Consider the following 20,211-nt stretch of genomic DNA (forward strand, 5'->3'; position numbering starts at 1 on the left):
GGTGGTGGGTGGAGGGGTGGGTCGGGTCAGGAGACGATGATGGAGTCGGCGGTGCGGATGCCGGCACGGCGGAGGATCTGCGGGATGCAGCGCTCGACGAAGGCCTCGAAGTCGGACGCCTCTGTGTAGAGGTGCGCCGACAGGCGGAAGTAGCCGACGCCGCGGAAGCTGGTGAACGCGGTCTCGACGCCGGTCTCGTCGAGCAGGTCCATGCGCAGGGCATCGGCTTCTTCGCGGGTCGAGCCGAGTCCGAGCGGCAGACGCACGAGTCGCATCGACGGCACGGGCGAGGGCAACGGAGTGAGGGGGTCTTCGTCGCCGTAGGGGCGCAGGCCCTCGGCGATGATCTCGGCCCCGGCATCCGCCATCTGCGCCATCGCCTGGCGGGCGTTGTGCCACCCGAACTCGGACTCGATGAACTCGATCGACGCCGGGGTGGCGAGATAGGTCGTCGCGTCGATCGTGCCCTGGGTGTCGAAGCGCTCGGGGTATGGCTCGTTCGCCGCCCACGAGTCGATGAGCGGCCACAGGTCGTCGCGGTCGGGGGCGTTCGTGACGAGCAGGGCGGAACCGCGCGGGGCGCAGGGCCACTTGTGCAGGTTGCCGAACCACCAGTCGCCGCCGGCGACCGCGGCGGCATCGGCGACGAGACCGGGAGCATGGGCGCCGTCGACGAGGGTGCGGATGCCGCGTTCCGCCGCGAGCTCGGCGATGCGTCGGGTCGGCAGCATCCGCGCGGTCGGCGAGGTGATCTGGTCGACCACGATCAGGCGGGTGGCCGGAGTGAGTGCGTCGGCGAAGCGCTGCACGACCTCGTCGTCGGAGGCGAGCAGCGGCAGCTCGACGGCGCGGACGGATGCTCCGAAGCGGCGGGCCAGGCGCTGCGCGCCCATGGTGATCGCTCCGTAGCCCTGGTCGGTGACGAGGATCTCGTCGCCGCGCTCGAGGTGCAGGGCGTTGTAGACGACGGTCGCGGCGGCGGAGGCGTTCGGGACGAAGACGCTGTCTTCGGCATGGGCGCCGAGGAACGGAGCCGTGCGCTCGCGAGCGTCGCGCACCCGTTCGGCGATGCGAGGGAACCACTCGACCGGGCTGAGGTCGGCACGACGTCGCAGGGCATCCTGCTGCTCGACGACGGCCGTGGGAACCGCGCCGAACGAGCCGTGGTTCAGGTGGATCACGTCGGGATCGAGCGGCCACGCATCACGGGCTCGGATGCCGGAGTTCAGCGTGAGCGGTGCGGGGAAGAGTGGTGCGGGCATCGGTCCTCGTCGGTGCAGTGGGGGAGTTGTTGCACAACTTTGCCACACAGCTTTCGAAATGGCTACGAAAAGGCGAGGATGAAACATAGTTGTCATACGAATTTGACGAAGGGTCTGCGTCCGACAGACTCAGCAAGGGGATCGGGCGGTGTCAGGAGGATGACGATGAGCGCACTGGACACAGCGCTGCACGGGCTGCGTGCGCTGATCGCGGACGGCGAGCTGCGTCCCGGCGACCGTCTGCCGAGCGAGGGTGAGCTGTGCGAGACGCTCGGCGTCTCACGCGGATCGCTGCGCGAAGCCATCCGCATGCTGGCCGCCCTCGGTGTGCTCGAGACCCGGCACGGCTCGGGCAGCTACGTCAGCGAGCTGCGCGCCGCCGACCTGATCGGCAGCCTCTCTCTCACGGTCGGACTCCTGCCCATGGCCGGGGTGCTCGAACTGACGGAGCTTCGCCGGGTGCTCGAGCCCCACGCGGCTGCGCTCGCCGCGGCCCGCATCGACGCCGCCACGATCGAGACGCTCAGCGGCGTGCTCGATGAGATCGAGGCGAGCGACGACTTCGAGGACCACTCCCGCCTCGACCACGCCTTCCACATGACGATCTCGGAGGTCGCCGGCAACGACGCGCTCACGAGCCTGATCGACGTGCTGCGCTCTCGCTCGCGGGCCTATCGGATCCCGGATGCCGGCGACGCCGCCGAACTCAAGCTCCACTCGGATGCCGGGCACCGGGCGATCCTCCGCGGACTCGCTGCGGCGGACCCGGTCGCGGCGTCGGCTGCGGCATCCGCCCACGTGGCTCAGACCGAGTACTGGGTGCGCCGGTACACCGATACGGATCTGCGCGCCGAAGGATCGTCCGTCGAGTCGCCCTGAGTGACGACGATCGCCCTCTCATTTCTCCCGTTTCTGCACAGTTCGCCTCGGTCTGCACAGGCGTGCGGTCGCCCCGTGGGCCGCGCGGGGCGCTGGGTGCTGTGTGCGTATCGGGCGGAGGGGACGCCGCGGTCAGGCGAGGGTGATGTCGACCTGGATCTCCGTGGCGATGCGCTCGAGGTCGCGACGCAGGGCATCGATGTCGACCGACGACGGAACCCGCGCGATCACGGAGGCCTCGAACAGACGGCCGCCGGCCATCGCGGCATCCCGGGTCTCGGTCGCGAGCTCCTCGATGCTGAGTTCGTGCGCGTTCAGCACGTTCGAGACCTCGCGGACGATGCCGGATCGGTCGTTGCCCAGCACCCGGATCTCGAGTCGCTGCTCGTCCTCCGCGTCGTCATCAGGCGTTCCGGTGAGGACGGCGAGCGTCAGGAGCCCCTGTCCCTGAAGTCCGCGGAGCGCCGTCTGCAGCTCGTCGGAACGGTCGGCGGCGACCGAGACCTCGATCACTCCGGCGAAGGTGCCCGCGAGCTCGGCCAGCGAGCTGTTCTCCCAGTTTCCGCCGTGGGCATCGACGACATCGGCGACGGCTGCGACGAGTCCGGGGCGATCGGCACCCGCGACAGTGAGGATGAGAGTAGTCATGCGGCCAGCGTAGCCGGAGCGCCTCGGCCCGCGACGTGCCATGACTCCGGAGAATGTGGCGGCTCGAACCCGAGGAAGCGTGTTCTCCCGGGTGACCTGCCCGGATCTCCGGAGTCATGGAAGCGGAACGAGGGTCAGTCGACCCAGGCCCCGGTCTCGAGGAAGTGATCGAGGCGGGTGCGATGCGGGTCGAGGTCCCAGCCCTGCTCGGCGACCCACTCATCGTTGAAGTACGTGCCGGCGTAGCGGATGCCGCTGTCGCAGATGAGCGTGACGATGCTGCCGGTCTCGCCCGCCGCGCGCATGCGCGCGATCAGCTGGAATGCGCCGTACAGGTTGGTGCCGGTCGAACCTCCGGCCCAGTGCAGGGTGCGCTCGCGCAGCATCCGGATCGCGGCGATCGACCCCGCGTCGGGAACGCGGATCATCTCGTCGATCACGCTGGGCACGAACGAGGCCTCGACGCGCGGGCGGCCGATGCCCTCGATGCGACTGGGGCGTCCGGCCGGCGCGTCGACGGTGCCCGCCCATCCGTCGTAGAACGCCGAACCCTCGGGGTCGACGACCGCGATCTGCGTCTCGTGGCGGCGGTACTTCACGTACCGGCCGAAGGTGGCGCTCGTGCCGCCGGTGCCTGCGCCCACGACGATCCAGCGGGGGATCGGGTGGCGTTCCTGCGACAGCTGGCTGAACACGCTCTCGGCGATGTTGTTGTTGCCGCGCCAGTCGGTCGCCCGCTCGGCGAACGTGAACTGGTCGAGGTAGTGGCCATGGCATTCGGAGGCCAGGCGCTGAGCCTCAGGAGACATGTCCTCGGCGCGGTCGACGAAGTGACAGCGTCCGCCGTGGAACTCGATGAGGTCGATCTTCTCCTGGCTGGTCGAGCGCGGTACGACGGTGACGAAGGGCAGCCCCAGCATCCGCGCGAAGTACGCCTCGGAGACGGCCGTCGATCCGCTGGACGACTCGACGAGAGTGGAGTCCTCGGTGATGCGTCCGTTGACGAGTCCGTACAGGATCAGCGAGCGCGCGAGACGGTGCTTGAGCGACCCGGTCGGATGCACCGACTCGTCTTTCAGGTACAGGTCGATGCCCCACTCGGGTGGCAGCGGGAAGAGGTGCAGATGGGTGTCGGCGCTGCGGTTGGCGTCGGCTTCCAGCAGGGCGATCGCGGTGCTGGTCCAGTCGCTCATGCTTCGAGCGTAACGCTCCTCTAGCGGGGCGTGTAGCCGCCCTCGCCCGTCTCGCCGTCGTACGTGAAGACCTCGTCCTCGAGGGTGATCTGGATGTCGTCGCCGAGGGGCTGCTGGGCGAGCAGACGCTCCTCGAGCATCGTCATGCGCTCCTCGTACTCCTGCGCCTGCGCATCGTCGACACCCCAGATGGTGGCGACCTTCATGTCGGTGAGGAAGTAGAGGAAGGCGGAGACGGCCGTGCGGTTGAATTCGGTGTCGGGGATGCTCTGCCAGAGCGCGCCGCTGTCGCGCAGGCGCTTGTGCTCGTCGATCTTCGCCTGGAGCGCGTCGGCGATGGCGGAGGCGTCGGCGTCGGCGTCGCCCGAGCCGTCGGAGTCCGGGTCGCCCTGCGGTGCCTCGGAAGGCGCTGCGGGCTCTTCCGTGACGCTCGTGGCCGGAGGCGCGGTCGCCGGTTCGGTGCGCGAGCTCAGCAGCAGGCTCACGGCCACCGCGATGCCCACGACGACGATCAGCACGAACGCCGCGACCGCTGCGATGACGATGCCGACGGTCCGTCCTGAACGTCGAGGAGGAGGCGCGGATGGGGAAGGATATGCGGCGCCGTAGGGAGGCGACGGCTGCCCGGGGTGCGGAGGCGGGTACGCGGCGATCTGCGGATGCTGCCCCGGCTGGGGGGCAGAGGCGTACGGCGGCAGCGGCGCGGGCGGCCCGGGGATCCCGCCCAGCGGCGGGGCCAGCGGGACGGAGGATCCGAGCTGTGCCGGCGCCGCGGCAGGCGGCGGAGGGATGACCGGGTCGGAGTCGGATGCCGGTGGATGCGCGTCGTCGACCATCGTGTCTTCCCCCCGATCGCATCGCCCCGTGCGATGCGTGCTCTCGTTCCAGGCTAGTCCGCGACCCGTGCTCGGCCGACCCACCTGTGAGTGGATGCCGCGCGCGGATGCGGCTAGCGGACGGTGCCGGCGCGCGAGGTGCTGCCGTCGCCGTCGACGTGCAGCAGCGACGCCTGCGACTGCTCCTGCTGCAGCTGGAACTCGAAGCGCGAGCGGTCGCCGCGGTGATGGGCCACGAAGTACTCGATCGGCGTGCCGTCGGAGGAACGGCTCACGCTGCGCAGTCGCAGCAGGGCGGAGCCGGCGCTCACCCCCAGATGCTGCGCCTGCTCGTGGGTCGCGACGGTGGCCTCGGCCGAGCGGACGCCGCTGGTCGCCACGATGTCGTGATCGGCGAGCAGGCGGTACAGGGACCGCTCCGAGAGGTCGACGCCGAGCGTGACTCCGCCGACGGCATCCGGCATCCAGGTGGTCGAGAGCGACCAGGGTTCGCCGTCGACGTGACGCAGACGGTCGAGCACCACGACCGGTGCGCCAGGGTCGACCTCGAGTGCCGCCGCGATCTCGTCGTCGGCGAGAGTCTGCTCGTGGCGCAGGACGTCGCTGTGCACGTGCCCGCCGCGGCGCTCGACGTCGTCGTAGAGGCCGATCAGCGTGTGCACCAGGCTCTCGCTCGTGCGGGGACGCGACACGAACGTGCCCTTGCCCTTGACGCGTTCGACGAGCCCCTCGTGCTCGAGCTGGGCCAACGCCTGGCGCACCACGGTGCGCGAGATGCCGTACCGCTCGCAGAGGCGGTGCTCGCCGGGCAGCGGGTCGCCGGGCTGCAGGCCGTCTCGCGAGATGCCGTCGACGATCAGCTGACGCAGCTGGTCGTACATGGGCGCGGCGGAGTGGCGGTCGATCGTGTCGTTCATATCAGTACGCCACTCCCGCGTGCAGGATCACGTTCGCGTAGGGGGTGAACTCTCCCGAGCGCACGAACGCGCGCGCCGAGTGGGTCAGCTTCTTGAAGTCGACGTGAGGGATGAGCTCGATCTCGAAGTCCTGATCGGCGAAGCGCTCGCGCAGCGCGGCCAGCACCTCGGGGCTCTTCTCGGCGACCTCGGCCGACACCGTCGCTCCCTCCACGACGAGCTCGGCGAGCACGGTGTCGAGCACGTCGAAGAATCCCGGAGCGCCGGGACGATAGGCGAGGTCGATGCGCTCGGATCCGGGCGGGATGGGCAGGCCGGCGTCGGTGACCACCAGCAGATCGGTGTGGCCGGTCTCGCTGATCACGCGCGAGAGTGCGGGGTTGATGGTCGTCGCTGTCTTGCGCATGATGTCTCCTCGGGGATGTCAGTGGGCTTCTCGGGCTGCCAGGAAGGCGTCGACCTCGGCCCGCAGCGGCAGGCTGGGCGACGCGCCCTGCTTCGTGACGGCGAGGGCTCCGGCGGCGGTCGCCAGGCGAACGGCATCCGTCAGCTCCCAGCCGTTGGCGAGGGCGGCGCCGAGATACCCGGCGTAGGCGTCGCCGGCCGCGGTGGTGTCGACGGCCTCGACAGGGAAGGGCGGGATGACGAATGCTCCTGCTGCGGTCACGACGCACGAGCCCTGACCCGCGAGCGTGATCACGGCGGCGCCGACGCCCCGGTCGAGGAACCAGCGTCCGGCGATCTCCGCCGACGCGGCATCCGTCACCTCGACGCCGCTGAGCACCGAGGCCTCGGTCTCGTTCGGGGTGACGATGTCGATGCTCGCCCACACGGCGTCATCCAGCGGAGCGGCGGGGGCGGGGTCGAGGATGACGGTCATGCCGTGCTCGCGTCCTCGTGACGTGATGTGCGCGGTGAGCGCCGAGGGCGTCTCGAGCTGGGTGAGCAGCACCGACGTGGTCGGCGCGAGGGCTTCGAGCGCCGCGTCGATCTGCTCGGTGCTGAGCGCGGCGTTGGCCAGAGGCACCATGACGATGTCGTTCTGCGCCGAGGCGTCGACGCGGATGTGCGCGATGCCCGTCGGCCCCGGCACCGTGCGGAGGTGCGTGAGGTCGACTCCGGCCTCGCTCAGCCCGTCGACGACGAGGTCGTGGAAGAGGTCGTCTCCCACGCATCCGACGAAGCTCGTGCGGGCCCCCGATCGTCCGGCGGCGACCGCCTGATTCGCGCCCTTGCCGCCGAGCATCAGGGTGAACTCGTCGCCGAGGATGGTCTCTCCCCGGGCGGGGAGCCTGGTCGAGAAGGTCGTCACGTCTGCGGTCACGCTGCCGACGATGACGACGCCGGTGCGATCGGGCGAGGTGGCGGCTGTCATGGCACTCCTGATCGTCGTCGATGCGGGGTGCTTTGACATCCTCCGCGGCTGTCATTACATTAGCCGAATCCGAACCTGTAACGACAGGTTGTGTACAAGGAGACCCGATGACCGCGCTGGCCCCCCGTCTCTATGTCGACAGCGCGGACGTCGACCGCGTCGCCTCGCTCCTCACTGCGGGCGTCGTGCACGGCGTGACGACCAACCCCACGATCCTCGAGCGCGGCGGCCGCACCGCCGCGGAGATCCCCGACCTCTACGCCCGCTGGTCGGACGAGGGCGCCCGCGAGATCTTCTTCCAGACGTGGGGCGGCGACACCGCATCCTTCCTCCGCAACGCCGAGGGCATCCGTGCGCTGGGCGATCGCGTGGCCGTGAAGGTGCCGGCGACCCGCGACGGCTTCGCCGCGGCATCCGCTCTGGTGCGCGACGGCGCGACCGTGCTCGTCACCGCCGTCTACTCGGTCGCACAGGCGCTGGCATGCGCCTCGATCGGCGCGCAGTACATCGCCCCCTACCTCGGACGGATGCGGGATGCCGGCATGGACGGGGATGCGGTGATCGCCCGCATGCAGGATGTGTGCGCGGGCAGCGAGTCGAACGTGCTCGCGGCCAGCCTGCGATCACCTGACGACATCACCGGTCTGCGTCTCGCGGGGGTGCCGTACTTCACGGCGGCACCCGACGTGATCGAGCAGGTGCTGTTCCACGAGGTCAGCGACAGCTCCGCCGCCGAGTTCGACGCGGCGATGGGGCGGCTCGGGGCCTGAGTCGGGATTCGGCGAGTGGGCCAGCGTCGGCCAGACGCGCCAGATTCGGCCCGACGTCACGGATACGGCCGAGCGAAGCGCATCTGGCCGAACGTGCCTGTCGGGGCCCGGGCGACGAAAGCGTGCAGGGAAGGCTCGAGGGACGCGTGGCCGAGAAAAGGCGTCGCGGCGTCAGGCGGATGCCGCCTGGCGCAGCCACCGCTCGACGCCGGCGATGTGCGCCGTGGCGAGCGAGGTGGCGAGACCCGAATCGCGCCGGGCGATGGCGTCGGCGATCGCCCGGTGCTCCGAGAGGGTGCGCTCGACCGCTCCGCCCTCGGTGAGACCACGCCACACGCGGGCGCGCACGGTCTGACTGCTCAGGTGCTCGATGAGGCTGGCGAGATAGGCGTTGCCGGCCATGCCGACGATCTCACGGTGGAAGCGGATGTCGTGCTCGACGAGCTCTTCGATGCTGACCGTCGGATCGATGGAGGCGACCTCGCTCTCGAGGCCGGCGATCGCGTCGTCGCTGCCGAGGGTGGCCGCGAGGCCGGTCGCCTGCGACTCCAGCATCCGTCGCACCGCGAAGATCTCGAGCATCGAGTCGTCGTCGTGCATGTCGACCACGAACGAGATCGCCTCGAGCAGCAGGTGGGGCTCCAGGCTGGTGACATAGGTGCCGTCACCGCGGCGCACGTCGAGCACCCGGATCACCTCGAGCGCCTTCACGGCCTCGCGCATCGAGTTGCGTGACAGGCCGAGCCGCTCGGACAGCTCCTTCTCGGGAGGGAGGCGATCGCCGGGTGCGAGTTCGCCCGACACGATCATCGCCTTGATCTTCTCGATCGCGTCGTCAGTCACTGCCATGGCGTCATCCTAGCCATTCATCGGATGTCTGCGGCAGGATGGGGGCATGCGCGTACTCGATTCGCACCTGCACCTCTGGGACCCCGAGCTTCTGCACTACACGTGGCTCGAGGGTCCGCTCGCCTGGCTGTTCGGTGCGACCGAGATCGAGCACGCCCGCATCGCCCGCGCGACGACCGAGCGCGCGGTGTTCGTGCAGGCCGAGACCGTCGAAGACGACTTCCTCGAAGAAGTGCGGTGGGTGGCCGGGCTCGCGCCGCGGGTCGGGGTGGTCGGCATCGTCGCGGGCGCGCGTCTGGATCGCGGCACCGACACCACGGCGCACCTCGAAGGACTCGCCGCCGAGCCGCTCGTGGTCGGCGTGCGGCACAACCTGCAGGGCGAACCCGACGGACTGGCGGTCTCGGCCGACTTCGTCACCGGGGCGCGCGAGGTCGCGGCGCGCGGCTGGGCCTTCGACGCGTGCGTGCGCGCCGCGCAGCTGCCCGAGGTGGCCCGGCTCGCGGGGGCGGTGCCCGAGCTGCGGATGGTGCTCGATCACCTCGGCAAGCCCGAAGTCGGCACGGCGAAGGCCCCGGTGGCGCCGACCATGGAATGGGTGCGCGATCTCGACGACCTGGCACGGCATCCGAATGTGTGGTGCAAGCTCTCGGGGCTGCCGGGAGAGGCCGGAGGCGACTGGTCGGCCGAGCAGCTGCATCCGTTCCTCGACGCCGCGGCCGACGCGTTCGGCGTCGAGCGGCTGATGTGGGGCAGTGACTGGCCGGTCTCGGTCATCGGACCCCCGGAGGAGGGCGACCCGTACGCGAACGTCGACGGATCGCCCATGTACCAGCCGACGGCTCGGATCAGATGGGCGGATGCGGTGATCGCCTGGGCCGAGCGCCGCGGGCACGACGTCGACGCGATCATGTGGACGAACGCCGAGGAGTTCTACCGGATCGGAGAGCGGCCGACGCATGAGGACTCTCGGGAGGAGCGGCCGCGCCGCGGCATCCTGGGTTGGCTGCGAGGCGGTCGCTCGTAGCGCCCGCTGTCCGGGGCAGGGACCGGGACCGGGACCGGGGGCGACGCGGCGGTCAGCCCCCGACGGGACGGAGCCGCAGCTGAGCCATGCCGCCGTCGACCTCGATGAACGTGCCCGTGGTCGAGCCCGCGGCGGGGCTCACCAGGTAGGCGACCGCCGCGGCGACCTCGTCGGGTGAGACCAGGCGGCCGTGCGGCTGGCGGGCTTCGAGGGCGGCGCGCTCGGCGGCCGGGTCGTCGGCCGAGTCGAGCAGACGGCCGACCCACGGGGTGTCGGCGGTGCCGGGGTTGACGGCGTTGACGCGGATGCCCTCGCGCAGGTGATCGGCGGCCATGGCACGGGTCAGGGCCGAGACGGCACCCTTCGACGCGCTGTAGAGCGCGCGCTGGGGAAGGCCGGTGGTCGAGGCGATGGATGCCGTGTTGCAGACCGCCGCGCTCGGCGACTTCTTGAGCCACGGCAGCGCCGCCGACGTGACGCGGGCGATGCCCGTGACGTTGATCGAGAGCACACGCGCCCACTCGTCGTCGTCGTTGGCGCTGATGTCGCCCTGGGCGCCGACCCCGGCGTTGTTCACGACGATGTCGATGCGCCCGAACCTCTCGGCGACGGCGGCCACGGCGGCATCGACCGATGCACGGTCCGACACGTCGGCCGTGAAAGCGGCGAAGGCGGCATCCGCTCCTGAGGTGTCGCGGTCGAGCACCGCGATCTGCGCGCCGTCGGCGTGCAGGCGGGCGGCGATGGCCGCTCCGATCCCGGATGCTCCGCCGGTCACGATCGCGACGAGTCCGTCGAGTGCGCTGCTCACTTCTGTGCCTCCCATGCCACGAACTCCTGGCGCTGATGCCCGAGTCCTTCGATCTCGATCTCGACCACGTCGCCCGCCGTCAGATACGGGAACTTGCCCCCGAAGGCCACGCCCTGGGGAGTGCCCGTGAGGATCAGATCGCCCGGCTCGAGCGTGACGTACTGAGACAGGTGGTGCACGATCACGCGCACGTCGAAGATCATGTCGTCGGTGTTCGAATCCTGACGCGCTTCGCCGTTCACCCAGCTGCGCAGCCGCAGGTCGTCGACGTCGACCTCGTCGGGTGTCACCAGCCAGGGGCCGGTCGGGTTGAAACCGGGGGCGATCTTGCCCTTCGACCACTGCCCGCCCGAGACCTCCATCTGGAAGGCGCGCTCCGAGACGTCGTTCGCCACCACGTAGCCGGCGATGTGGGCGTCGGCGTCGTCGGGCGAATCGAGGTAGGCGGCGCGGGCGCCGATCACGATGCCGAGCTCGACCTCCCAGTCGGTCTTCTCGCTGCCGCGGGGGATCGTGACCGCATCGTTCGGGCCGACCACCGTGTTCGGCGTCTTCAGGAACATGATCGGGACGGTCGGCGGCTCGGAGCCGGACTCGCGGGCGTGCGCCGCGTAGTTCTGGCCGATGCAGATGACGGCGCTCGGGCGCGCGATCGGCGCGCCGATGCGCATCGCCGCGGCATCCCCGAGAACCGGCAGTTCGTCGGCGGCGCGGGCCGCGGCGACGCGAGCCCGGAAATCACCGGCGAGGAAATCACCGTTCACATCGGATGTCACAGAGCGCAGATCGAGGTAGCGGTCGCCTTCGACGAGGACGGGGATCTCGGCGCCGGGGGTGCCTAGCCGTGCGAACTTCATGTCTCTCCTGCTCAGTGAGGTGTCCGTGGGTGACGAGGCGCGTCAGTGCGGCCCGTCTCGTTGACAGTATAGACATCCGATGTTTACACTCCAAGAGATCTGCACGGATATCCGTCCCGTGCACGAGAGGAACCCGTGAGCCGCATCGTCGCCCTCGACACGACCGACATCCGCTTCCCGACATCGCTGAGTCTGGACGGATCGGATGCCATGAATCCCGACCCCGACTACTCGGCGGCATACGTGATCGTGCGCACGGATGCCGAGGACGGCATCGACGGCCACGCGTTCGTCTTCACGATCGGGCGCGGCAACGATGTGCAGGTCGCCGCGATCGACGCGCTCGCCGGGCACCTCGTCGGTCGCGAGATCGAGCCGCTGCTCGACGACATGGGCACGACGTTCCGCGACATCATCGGCGACTCGCAGCTGCGCTGGCTCGGCCCCGAGAAGGGCGTCATGCACATGGCCATCGGCGCGGTCATCAACGCGCTGTGGGACATCAAGGCCAAGCGGGCCGGGCTGCCGCTGTGGCAGCTGCTCGCGCGGATGACGCCCGAGGAGCTCGTGGGCCTCGTCGACTTCCGCTACCTCACAAATGCGCTGACGCCCGAGGACGCCCTCGAGATCCTGCGCGCCGCCGAGCCGGGACGCCTCGAGCGCGAACGAGAACTGCTCGCCACCGGATACCCCGGCTACACGACCAGCCCCGGATGGCTCGGATACTCCGACGAGAAGCTCGAGCGGCTCGCCCGCGAGGCGATGGCCGACGGCTTCACCCAGATCAAGCTCAAGGTCGGCGCCGACCTCGACGACGACATCCGCCGTTTCCGCAAGGCCCGCGAGGTGTGCGGACCGGACTTCCCCATCGCGATCGACGCCAACCAGCGGTGGGAGGTGTCGGAGGCGATCGAATGGATAGGCGCGCTCGCCGAGTTCCACCCCGCCTGGATCGAAGAGCCCACGAGCCCCGACGACGTGCTCGGTCACGCCGAGATCGCCAGGGGGGTGGCACCCATCCGCGTCGCCACCGGCGAGCACGCCCAGAACCGCGTCATCTTCAAGCAGCTGCTGCAGGCCGAGGCGATCTCGGTCATGCAGATCGACGCCGTGCGCGTCGCGGGCGTCAACGAGAACATCGCCAACCTGCTGCTGGCCGCGAAGTTCGGTGTGCCGGTCTGCCCGCATGCCGGTGGCGTCGGGCTGTGCGAAGCCGTGCAGCACCTCTCGATGTTTGACTTCGTCGCCGTCACCGGCACCCGCGAAGGGCGGATGATCGAGTTCGTCGACCACCTGCACGAGCACTTCGTGATCCCCACCGACATCCAGGGCGGGTCGTACATGGCACCCACGGTGCCCGGATCCGGCATGGAGATGAAGGCCGAGAGCATCGCCGCGTACACGTGGACGGGGCAGCATGTCGGAGTCTGATGCTCTGGCGGTTCCGCCCCTCGGATACGGGGCCGCGAATGTCGGCAACCTCTTCCGCGCGCTGAGCGATGACGAGGCGTGGGCGGTGCTCGATGTGGCGTGGGACAGCGGCATCCGCTACTTCGACACCGCTCCGCATTACGGGCTCGGGCTCTCTGAGCGTCGTCTCGGGGCGTTCCTTCAGACCAAACCGCGCGACGAGTACGTGCTGTCGACCAAGGTCGGGCGCCTGCTGCGACCGAACCCCGACCACGACGGCGGCCTCGACACCGCGAACGACTTCCATGTTCCCGACGATCTGCAGCGCGTGTGGGACTTCTCGGCTGAGGGGATACGCACCAGCCTCGATGAGTCCCGCGAACGTCTCGGGATCGAGCGCATCGACCTGCTCTACCTGCACGACCCCGAGCGGCATGACCTGGATCTCGCGCTCGCCGAGGCGCTGCCGGCGCTCGAGCAGCTGCGTCGCGACGGCGAGGTGACTGCGGTCGGCATCGGCTCGATGGTGTCGGATGCGCTCGCCGCCTCCGTGCGCTCGGCCGACCTCGACCTGGTCATGGTCGCGGGCAGATACACGCTGCTCGAACAGCCGGCGGCGGCCGAGGTGCTGCCGGCGTGCCGAGAGACCGGGACAGGCATCGTCGCGGCATCCGTCTTCAACTCCGGGCTGCTGGCATCGAACGAACCTCGCCGCGACGGGCGATACGAGTACGGGCAGCTTCCCGACGAGCTGTGGGAACGGCTGCTGCGCATCGCACGGGTGTGCGCCGAGCACGACGTGCCGTTGCCCGCCGCCGCGATCCAGTTCCCGCTGCAGTCAGACGTGGTGCGCTCCGTGGTGGTCGGAGGAAGTCGGCCAGGGCAGCTGACGCAGAATGCCGAGTATGCGGCGCTCGAGATTCCTGGCGCGCTGTGGAACGAGCTCGCCGCAGAGGGGCTGATACCAGGCTGAGCCGTACGTCGCGCGTTCACAATTCAGCATAGGTCTGCGCTGGTGGGCGGTCTGGGGCTTCGGCGGCGGCATCAGTGCGGGTTCGTGCTGAATTGTGAACCGGGCCTCCGCCATAACTCCGCGACGGCGGAGACGAGGCTCAGCGGCCGACGGTCGACTCGCGCACCACGAGCTCGGCGGCGAAGGGCGTCGGCGCGGGGAGGTCGGCGGTGGGGTCGGTGAGCTGACGGATGAGTGCCGCGCCCGCCGCGCGGCCGATCTCGTACCCGGGCTGCCGCACGCTCGTGAGCGGCACGACGCTCTGGTGGGCCTGCGCGACGTCGTCGAAGCCGACCAATGCGATCTCCTCGGGCACGCGGATGCCCCGGCGCAGCAGCTGGGTGAGCACGCCGATCGCCACCATGTCGTTGGCGGCGAAGATCGCGTCGGGGCGTTCGGAGGCAGGCATCTCGGCGATCCGCGCGCCGACGTCGAGGCCGTCCTCGGTCGTCAGGTGCGGGACGTCGATCACATCGGCCGTCGCCCCGGCCGCGGTGACGGCGTCACGCAGCCCCAGAAGACGGTCGTTCGACTGGCTGACGCTCGGCGCCCCCAGGAAGAGGATGCGGCGGCGGCCGAGCGACAGCAGGTGCTCGCCCGCCAGCCGTCCGCCGCCGCGGTCGTCGAACAGCACCGAACCGACGGTCGGCGAATCGGGGATCGGGCCGACGACGACCGAGCGGATGCCGCGGTCGGCGAGTTGCTCGAGCCGGGGCACCACGTCTTCGAGCGGGTAGATGACGATGCCCTGCACGCGGTGCGCCTCGAACATGTCGATGTTGCCGCGTTCGGTGTCGGCGTCGCGGTTGCTGTTGCTGAAGAACAGCGACCAGCCGCCCTCGCGGGCCACGTCTTCGACCCCGCGCGAGAGCTCGTGGAAGTACGGCAGCCAGGCGTCGAGAAGAATCAGCGCCAGCGCCTTGCTGGAGCCGGCTCGCAGTTGACGGGCGGATTCGTTGGGCACGTAGCCGAGCTGCGCGATCGCCTCCCTCACCTTCGCCGCGCTCGATTCGCCGAGCACATGCGGGTGGTTGAGGTAGTTCGAGACGGTCGAGGAGGACACCCCGGCGAGAGCGGCGACGTCTTTGACGCTGGCGGGCATGGAGCTCCTGTCGACTGCGCGACGACGCAGGACGGTCGGCGGCGAGTCCAGAGTAGCCCAGCGATTGCAACGTGCCAAGAAAGTTCTTGACACCGCATCCCCGACCCGCGTACGGTGACCTGAACGCAGAGTTGCAACGTGCCAATCCTGCCGAGGCGAAGGTGCCGCACACCCGTCTCCGAGAGGTCTCATGAACATCGGATGCCACGGGCTCGTCTGGACCGGAGACTTCGATGCCGACGGCATCCGTCTCTCCGTCGAGAAGACGAAGGCGGCCGGATTCGACCTGATCGAGTTCCCGCTGATGGACCCGTTCTCGTTCGACGTCGCCGCGGCGAAGGACGCGCTCGAAGAGCACGATCTCGCCGTCAGCGCCTCGCTCGGACTCTCGGGCGGGACCGACGTGACGAGCTCCGACCCGGCTGTCGTGGCCGCGGGGGAGGCGCTGCTGTTCAGGGCGGTCGACGTGCTCGCCGACCTCGGCGGCCAGCACTTCTGCGGCGTGATCTACAGTGCGATGCAGAAGTACATGGACCCGGTGACGGCCGAGGGGCTGGAGAGCAGCCGGCGCACGATCGCCCGCGTCGCCGACCATGCCGCAGAGCGCGGCGTCTCGGTCTCGCTCGAGGTCGTGAACCGCTACGAGACGAACGTGCTGAACACCGCACGGCAGGCGCTCGCCTACCTCGCCGAGGTCGATCGGCCGAACCTCGGCATCCACCTCGACACGTACCACATGAACATCGAGGAGTCGGATATGTTCGCGCCGGTCCTCGACGCGGCTCCGGCCCTGCGCTACGTGCACATCGGCGAGAGCCACCGCGGCTATCTCGGCACCGGCACCGTCGACTTCGACACCTTCTTCAAGGCGCTGGGCCGCATCGGCTACGACGGTCCGATCGTGTTCGAGTCGTTCTCGTCAGCGGTCGTCGCCCCCGATCTGAGCCGCATGCTCGGCATCTGGCGCAACCTGTGGACCGACAACGTCGAGCTCGGAGCGCACGCCAACGCCTACATCCGCGACAAGCTCGTCGCGGTCGACTCGATCCGGCTGCACTGAGCCGGGCCGTCGCCTCGATTCGCCGACCTGTTGCCAACTTGTTATTACAGGTCTTCCCATCCGAAGCAGTCTTAGTTACATTTAGATACAACTTGCGCAGGGTGGGGCGTAAGACGCAGAATTGATCCGATGTTTCCGGACCCGACCGGAATATCGCATCACGACCTTCAAGGAAGCAGGTGAGCACATGAGTGACCCCATTCTCAGAGTCGACGGGATCAGCAAGGGATTCCCCGGTGTGCAGGCTCTCAAGGATGTGCACCTCGAGGTGCGAGCCGGCGAGGTGCTGGTGCTCGTGGGCGAGAACGGCGCCGGCAAGTCGACCCTGATGAAGATCCTCTCGGGGATCTACACCAAGGACGAGGGCACCATCACGTTCGAGGGCCAGGAGGTCGAACTCACCAGCCCGCTGCAGGCGCAGCAGCTCGGCATCACGATCATCCACCAGGAACTCAACCTGATGCCCGATCTCACCGTGGCGCAGAACATCTTCGTGGGCCGCGAGCCCACCACCGGCCCCTTCCTGTCGGAGCGCAAGCTCAACGCGCAGACGGCCGAACTGCTGCAGCGCCTCGGCATCAGGGTCAACCCGCGACAGCTCGTCGGCGAGCTGACCGTGGCCGAGCAGCAGATGGTCGAGATCGCCAAGGCGCTCTCGTTCAACGCCAAGGTGCTCATCATGGACGAGCCCACCTCGGCGCTCACCGACTCCGAGACCGAGACCCTGTTCCTGCTCATCGAGCAGCTGCGCGCCTCGGGGACCGGCATCGTCTACATCTCGCACCGCATGGACGAGCTGCGGCGTCTCGCCGACCGGGTCACGGTGCTCCGTGACGGCACATACATCGGATCACTGGAGAAGTCGGAGGTCAGCGTCCCGAAGATCATCGAGATGATGGTCGGCCGCGTGATCGACGAAGGAACCCGTCCGCAGGCCCGCGATCACATCAACGACCCGATCGTGCTCGACGTGCAGGGACTCTCGACCAAGAACCTCCTCCAGGACGTCTCGTTCCAGCTGCACAAGGGCGAGATCCTCGGCTTCGCCGGGCTCATGGGCGCCGGGCGCACCGAGACCGCGCGGGCCATCATCGGTGCCGACCACCGCGACGGCGGCACGATAGCGATCGGCGGCGACCCGGTGCGAATCGGACAGCCGGCGGATGCGGTCAAGCACGGCCTCGGCTACCTCTCCGAGGACCGCAAGCTGCTGGGCCTGATGCTCGAGCAGGACGTGACCTTCAACACCGTTCTCGCCTCGCTCGGGTCGTACGCCAACGGCATCGGCTGGATGGGCGACGCGAAGGCGAAGAACCGCACCAAGGAGTACGTGCAGCAGCTGCGGGTCAAGACGCCCTCGGTGAACCAGGTCGTGAAGCTGCTCTCGGGAGGGAACCAGCAGAAGGTCGTCATCGCCCGGTGGCTGATGCGCGACTGCGACATCCTCATCTTCGACGAGCCGACCCGAGGGATCGACGTCGGCGCGAAGGAGGAGATCTACCGCCTCATGCAGCAGCTCGCTGACCAGGGCAAATCCATCATCGTCATCTCATCGGAGCTCCCCGAGATCCTCCGCGTCGCGAACCGCATCGCGGTCTTCGCGAACGGTCGGATCACCGGGACGCTCCGCAACGAGGAAGCCAGCCAGGAGAAGATCATGCAACTCGCAGCCCACGGGGAGGAAGACTGATGAGCACCCCACAGCAGTCCGGATCGTCGACGACGACGATCATCCAGACGGCGGTCGATGAGAACACCGACAAGCGCGACTTCGGCGGGTTCCTCCGTCGCCAGCTGCAGCAGTCGCTCGCCTTCGGCACGCTGATCGTCCTGGTGATCTTCTTCTCGATCGCCAGCCCGAACTTCTTCACCTTCAGCAACATCGCCACGGTGCTGCTGTCGACGGCGGTCATCGGCATCCTCGCCCTCGGCACGACCTTCGTCATCATCACCGGCGGCATCGATCTCTCGATCGGCACCGGTATGGCGCTGTGCGCCGTGATGACGGGTGTCTTCGTCACCAACATGGGGCTCCCCGTCTGGGTCGGCGTGATCGGCGGTGTGCTCACGGGTGTCCTCATGGGACTCGTGAACGGCATCAACATCACCTTCCTCCGGCTGCCGCCGTTCATCGCGACCCTCGCGATGATGATGATCGCCGGCGGACTCGCCCTCGTCATCTCGAACGTCTCGCCGATCTACTTCTCGACCTCGGCCCCCGACTTCAAGAAGATCGCGCTCGGCGTGATCATCCCCGGCATCCCGAACGCCGTGCTGATCACCGCCGTGGCCGCGATCATCGCGTGGCTCGTGCTGTCGAAGACGCTCCTCGGCCGCTACACGTTCGCGATCGGCTCGAACGAGGAGGCCACCCGGCTGTCGGGTGTGAACACCCGCCGCTGGACGATCCTCATCTACATGTTCGCGGGCGCCTTCACCGGCATCGCGGGCATCGTGATCGCGGCCCGTCTCGACTCGGCGCAGCCGCAGATCGGCACCGGCTACGAGCTGCAGGCGATCGCCGCCGTCATCATCGGCGGAACGTCGCTGCTCGGCGGACGAGGCTCGATCCTCGGCACCGTGATCGGTGCGCTCATCATGAGCGTGCTCGTCAACGGCCTGCGCATCATGTCGATCCAGTCGGAGTGGCAGAACATCGTCGTCGGCATCGTCGTGCTGCTGGCCGTCTTCCTCGACTCGCTGCGCAACCGCCAGCGCACCTGACCCACAGATCTACACCCCCCACCACCACACAGAGAACAATGGAGTTTCCATGAAATTCGGCAAGAAGACCGCATTCGCGGCACTCGTGGCCGCATCCGCCCTCGTCTTCGCGGGTTGCGCAGGCGGCGGTGACGTCATCGAAGAAGGCAGCGGCGACGGAGGCAGCGGCGACGGCGAGATGTACATCGCGCTCGTCTCGAAGGGCTTCCAGCACCAGTTCTGGCAGGCCGTCAAGACCGGTGCTCAGGAGAAGGCGGACGAGCTCGGCGTGAAGATCACGTTCGAGGGCCCGGCCGCCGAGACCGAGATCGCCCAGCAGCTCGAGATGCTCACCACCGCGATCGACAAGAACCCGGATGCCATCGCCTACGCCGCCCTCGACCCCGAGGCGTGCGTCGCCCCGCTCGAGCAGGCGAAGGCCAAGGACATCCCCGTCGTGTACTTCGACGCTCCCTGCGACGGCGACGTCGGACTCAGCCTGTCGGCGACCGACAGCAAGGTCGCCGGTGCGCTCGCCGCAGAGCACATGGCCGAGCTGATCGGCGGCGAGGGCGAAGTCGCCATCGTCGGCCACTCGAACATCAACTCGACCGGTGTCGAGCGTCGTGACGGATTCGTCGAGAAGATCGAGGCGGACTTCCCCGACATCAAGATCGTCGACATCCAGTACGGTGACGGCGACCACCTGAAGTCGGCTGACATCGCGAAGACGCTGATCGCCGCTCACCCCGATCTCAAGGGCATCTACGGCACCAACGAGGGCTCGGCCATCGGCGTCGTGAACGCCGTGAACGAGCTCGGCCTCGAGAAGGGCAAGATCACGATCGTCGGCTTCGACTCGGGAGCTGCCCAGATCAACGCGATCAAGGACGGAACGATGGCCGGCGCCATCACGCAGGACCCGATCGGCATCGGCGCGCAGGTCGTCCAGGCGGCGTACGACGCGGCCAACGGCGAGGACGTCGAGGAGTTCTACGACACGGGTTCGTACTGGTACGACAGCACGAACCTCGAGGACGAGGACATCGCAGCGGTCCTCTACGAGTGACCCGCTGAGAAAGAAGCCCCTCACCTTCGGGTGGGGGGCTTCTTGCGTGCCGGGGGTGCGGGGGGCGCGCGGCAGGGTGCGTCAGATACGTCGGAGGAAGGTCAGCACGGATGCCGGCTCGACGATCAGCTGCTGCAGCGCCTCATTGAACGGGACGCCGGCCGGGGCCGAGATGTGCGCCTGGAAGGCCGCCTCGTCGCGGTAGACCTCGTAGACGAAGAAGCGGTCGGGGTCGTCGACGAGCCGCGTCGCATCGAACACGACGCTGCCCTCTTCGGCGCGCACCACCGCGGCGAAGTCGCGCAGCAGCGCCGCGACCTCGTCGCCCTTCTCGGGGCGTGCGGTGAACACGGCGTGCAGAATGGTCGGCTCGGTCATGCGGACTCCTCGGGTGTGGGCTGGCGGGGCGGGACGGTGCGGTCAGGCGGCGG

The 20,211-nt window shown here is 68.8% G+C and carries 21 protein-coding genes; 9 read left to right on the forward strand and 12 right to left on the reverse strand.

The window, feature by feature from the left end:
- Positions 1-26: 26 nt before the first annotated feature.
- Complete coding sequence (locus ACZZZF_RS13145) at positions 27-1,262, reverse strand: aminotransferase class V-fold PLP-dependent enzyme (RefSeq protein WP_053097969.1); 1,236 nt, start codon at positions 1,260-1,262, stop codon at positions 27-29.
- A gap of 165 nt (positions 1,263-1,427) precedes the next feature.
- Here ACZZZF_RS13145 and ACZZZF_RS13150 point away from each other — a divergent pair, with 165 nt between their 5' ends.
- Positions 1,428-2,141, forward strand: a complete 714-nt coding sequence (locus tag ACZZZF_RS13150; RefSeq protein ID WP_053099265.1) for a FadR/GntR family transcriptional regulator — start codon at positions 1,428-1,430, stop codon at positions 2,139-2,141.
- A 132-nt stretch (positions 2,142-2,273) separates the two neighbouring features.
- Here ACZZZF_RS13150 and ACZZZF_RS13155 read toward each other — a convergent pair whose 3' ends face one another.
- The 6 genes from ACZZZF_RS13155 to ACZZZF_RS13180 all read right to left on the reverse strand — a co-directional run bounded on the left by ACZZZF_RS13155 (position 2,274) and on the right by ACZZZF_RS13180 (position 7,110).
- Entirely contained in the window at positions 2,274-2,789 is a 516-nt protein-coding gene (locus tag ACZZZF_RS13155; protein WP_053097968.1) for a glycine cleavage system transcriptional repressor, read from the reverse strand.
- A gap of 134 nt (positions 2,790-2,923) precedes the next feature.
- The gene (locus tag ACZZZF_RS13160) at positions 2,924-3,982 is read right to left on the reverse strand and encodes a PLP-dependent cysteine synthase family protein (protein ID WP_463498722.1); all 1,059 of its coding nucleotides are present in this window, start codon (positions 3,980-3,982) and stop codon (positions 2,924-2,926) included.
- A 20-nt stretch (positions 3,983-4,002) separates the two neighbouring features.
- Positions 4,003-4,818 (reverse strand): hypothetical protein, encoded by an 816-nt coding sequence (locus ACZZZF_RS13165; protein WP_463498725.1) that lies wholly within the window; start codon positions 4,816-4,818, stop codon positions 4,003-4,005.
- A 113-nt stretch (positions 4,819-4,931) separates the two neighbouring features.
- On the reverse strand, positions 4,932-5,735 hold the full coding sequence (locus tag ACZZZF_RS13170) for a GntR family transcriptional regulator (RefSeq protein ID WP_053097965.1): 804 nt from the start codon (positions 5,733-5,735) through the stop codon (positions 4,932-4,934).
- Position 5,736: 1 nt separating this feature from the next.
- Complete coding sequence (gene rbsD / locus ACZZZF_RS13175) at positions 5,737-6,141, reverse strand: D-ribose pyranase (RefSeq protein WP_320488929.1); 405 nt, start codon at positions 6,139-6,141, stop codon at positions 5,737-5,739.
- An 18-nt stretch (positions 6,142-6,159) separates the two neighbouring features.
- Positions 6,160-7,110 (reverse strand): ribokinase, encoded by a 951-nt coding sequence (locus ACZZZF_RS13180; RefSeq protein WP_295104082.1) that lies wholly within the window; start codon positions 7,108-7,110, stop codon positions 6,160-6,162.
- 107 nt (positions 7,111-7,217) lie between these two features.
- Here ACZZZF_RS13180 and ACZZZF_RS13185 point away from each other — a divergent pair, with 107 nt between their 5' ends.
- Complete coding sequence (locus tag ACZZZF_RS13185) at positions 7,218-7,880, forward strand: transaldolase family protein (protein WP_463498728.1); 663 nt, start codon at positions 7,218-7,220, stop codon at positions 7,878-7,880.
- Positions 7,881-8,051: 171 nt separating this feature from the next.
- Here the strand turns inward: ACZZZF_RS13185 and ACZZZF_RS13190 are convergent, their stop codons facing one another.
- Positions 8,052-8,729, reverse strand: coding sequence for a FadR/GntR family transcriptional regulator (locus ACZZZF_RS13190; RefSeq protein WP_053097960.1), 678 nt, complete (start codon positions 8,727-8,729; stop codon positions 8,052-8,054).
- A gap of 46 nt (positions 8,730-8,775) precedes the next feature.
- Between ACZZZF_RS13190 and ACZZZF_RS13195 the strand changes: the two genes are divergently transcribed.
- On the forward strand, positions 8,776-9,756 hold the full coding sequence (locus ACZZZF_RS13195) for an amidohydrolase family protein (protein ID WP_072591987.1): 981 nt from the start codon (positions 8,776-8,778) through the stop codon (positions 9,754-9,756).
- A 52-nt stretch (positions 9,757-9,808) separates the two neighbouring features.
- Here the strand turns inward: ACZZZF_RS13195 and ACZZZF_RS13200 are convergent, their stop codons facing one another.
- Positions 9,809-10,582 (reverse strand): SDR family NAD(P)-dependent oxidoreductase, encoded by a 774-nt coding sequence (locus tag ACZZZF_RS13200; protein WP_053097956.1) that lies wholly within the window; start codon positions 10,580-10,582, stop codon positions 9,809-9,811.
- Positions 10,564-11,424, reverse strand: a complete 861-nt coding sequence (locus ACZZZF_RS13205) for a fumarylacetoacetate hydrolase family protein (RefSeq protein ID WP_056280521.1) — start codon at positions 11,422-11,424, stop codon at positions 10,564-10,566. The genes ACZZZF_RS13200 and ACZZZF_RS13205 overlap by 19 nt, the downstream gene beginning before the upstream one ends.
- 135 nt (positions 11,425-11,559) lie before the next feature.
- Here ACZZZF_RS13205 and ACZZZF_RS13210 point away from each other — a divergent pair, with 135 nt between their 5' ends.
- On the forward strand, positions 11,560-12,855 hold the full coding sequence (locus tag ACZZZF_RS13210; protein ID WP_072591986.1) for an L-fuconate dehydratase: 1,296 nt from the start codon (positions 11,560-11,562) through the stop codon (positions 12,853-12,855).
- Complete coding sequence (locus ACZZZF_RS13215; RefSeq protein ID WP_463498731.1) at positions 12,842-13,807, forward strand: aldo/keto reductase; 966 nt, start codon at positions 12,842-12,844, stop codon at positions 13,805-13,807. The genes ACZZZF_RS13210 and ACZZZF_RS13215 overlap by 14 nt, the downstream gene beginning before the upstream one ends.
- 139 nt (positions 13,808-13,946) lie before the next feature.
- Here ACZZZF_RS13215 and ACZZZF_RS13220 read toward each other — a convergent pair whose 3' ends face one another.
- Complete coding sequence (locus ACZZZF_RS13220) at positions 13,947-14,948, reverse strand: LacI family DNA-binding transcriptional regulator (RefSeq protein WP_463498734.1); 1,002 nt, start codon at positions 14,946-14,948, stop codon at positions 13,947-13,949.
- Positions 14,949-15,138: 190 nt separating this feature from the next.
- Here ACZZZF_RS13220 and ACZZZF_RS13225 point away from each other — a divergent pair, with 190 nt between their 5' ends.
- The 4 genes from ACZZZF_RS13225 to ACZZZF_RS13240 all read left to right on the forward strand — a co-directional run bounded on the left by ACZZZF_RS13225 (position 15,139) and on the right by ACZZZF_RS13240 (position 19,780).
- Positions 15,139-16,008: a sugar phosphate isomerase/epimerase family protein gene (locus ACZZZF_RS13225; RefSeq protein ID WP_463498736.1), complete on the forward strand. Its 870-nt coding sequence runs from the start codon at positions 15,139-15,141 to the stop codon at positions 16,006-16,008.
- A gap of 187 nt (positions 16,009-16,195) precedes the next feature.
- The gene (locus ACZZZF_RS13230; RefSeq protein WP_463498739.1) at positions 16,196-17,698 is read left to right on the forward strand and encodes a sugar ABC transporter ATP-binding protein; all 1,503 of its coding nucleotides are present in this window, start codon (positions 16,196-16,198) and stop codon (positions 17,696-17,698) included.
- On the forward strand, positions 17,698-18,732 hold the full coding sequence (locus ACZZZF_RS13235; RefSeq protein WP_171821947.1) for an ABC transporter permease: 1,035 nt from the start codon (positions 17,698-17,700) through the stop codon (positions 18,730-18,732). The genes ACZZZF_RS13230 and ACZZZF_RS13235 overlap by 1 nt, the downstream gene beginning before the upstream one ends.
- Positions 18,733-18,781: 49 nt before the next feature.
- Positions 18,782-19,780, forward strand: a complete 999-nt coding sequence (locus tag ACZZZF_RS13240) for an ABC transporter substrate-binding protein (protein ID WP_056280540.1) — start codon at positions 18,782-18,784, stop codon at positions 19,778-19,780.
- A gap of 81 nt (positions 19,781-19,861) precedes the next feature.
- On the opposite strand, the gene ACZZZF_RS13245 is transcribed toward ACZZZF_RS13240, so the two are convergent.
- Positions 19,862-20,158, reverse strand: coding sequence for a putative quinol monooxygenase (locus ACZZZF_RS13245; protein ID WP_463498742.1), 297 nt, complete (start codon positions 20,156-20,158; stop codon positions 19,862-19,864).
- Positions 20,159-20,211 lie beyond the last annotated feature (53 nt).

The organism is Microbacterium sp. AC215, assembly GCF_979258645.1.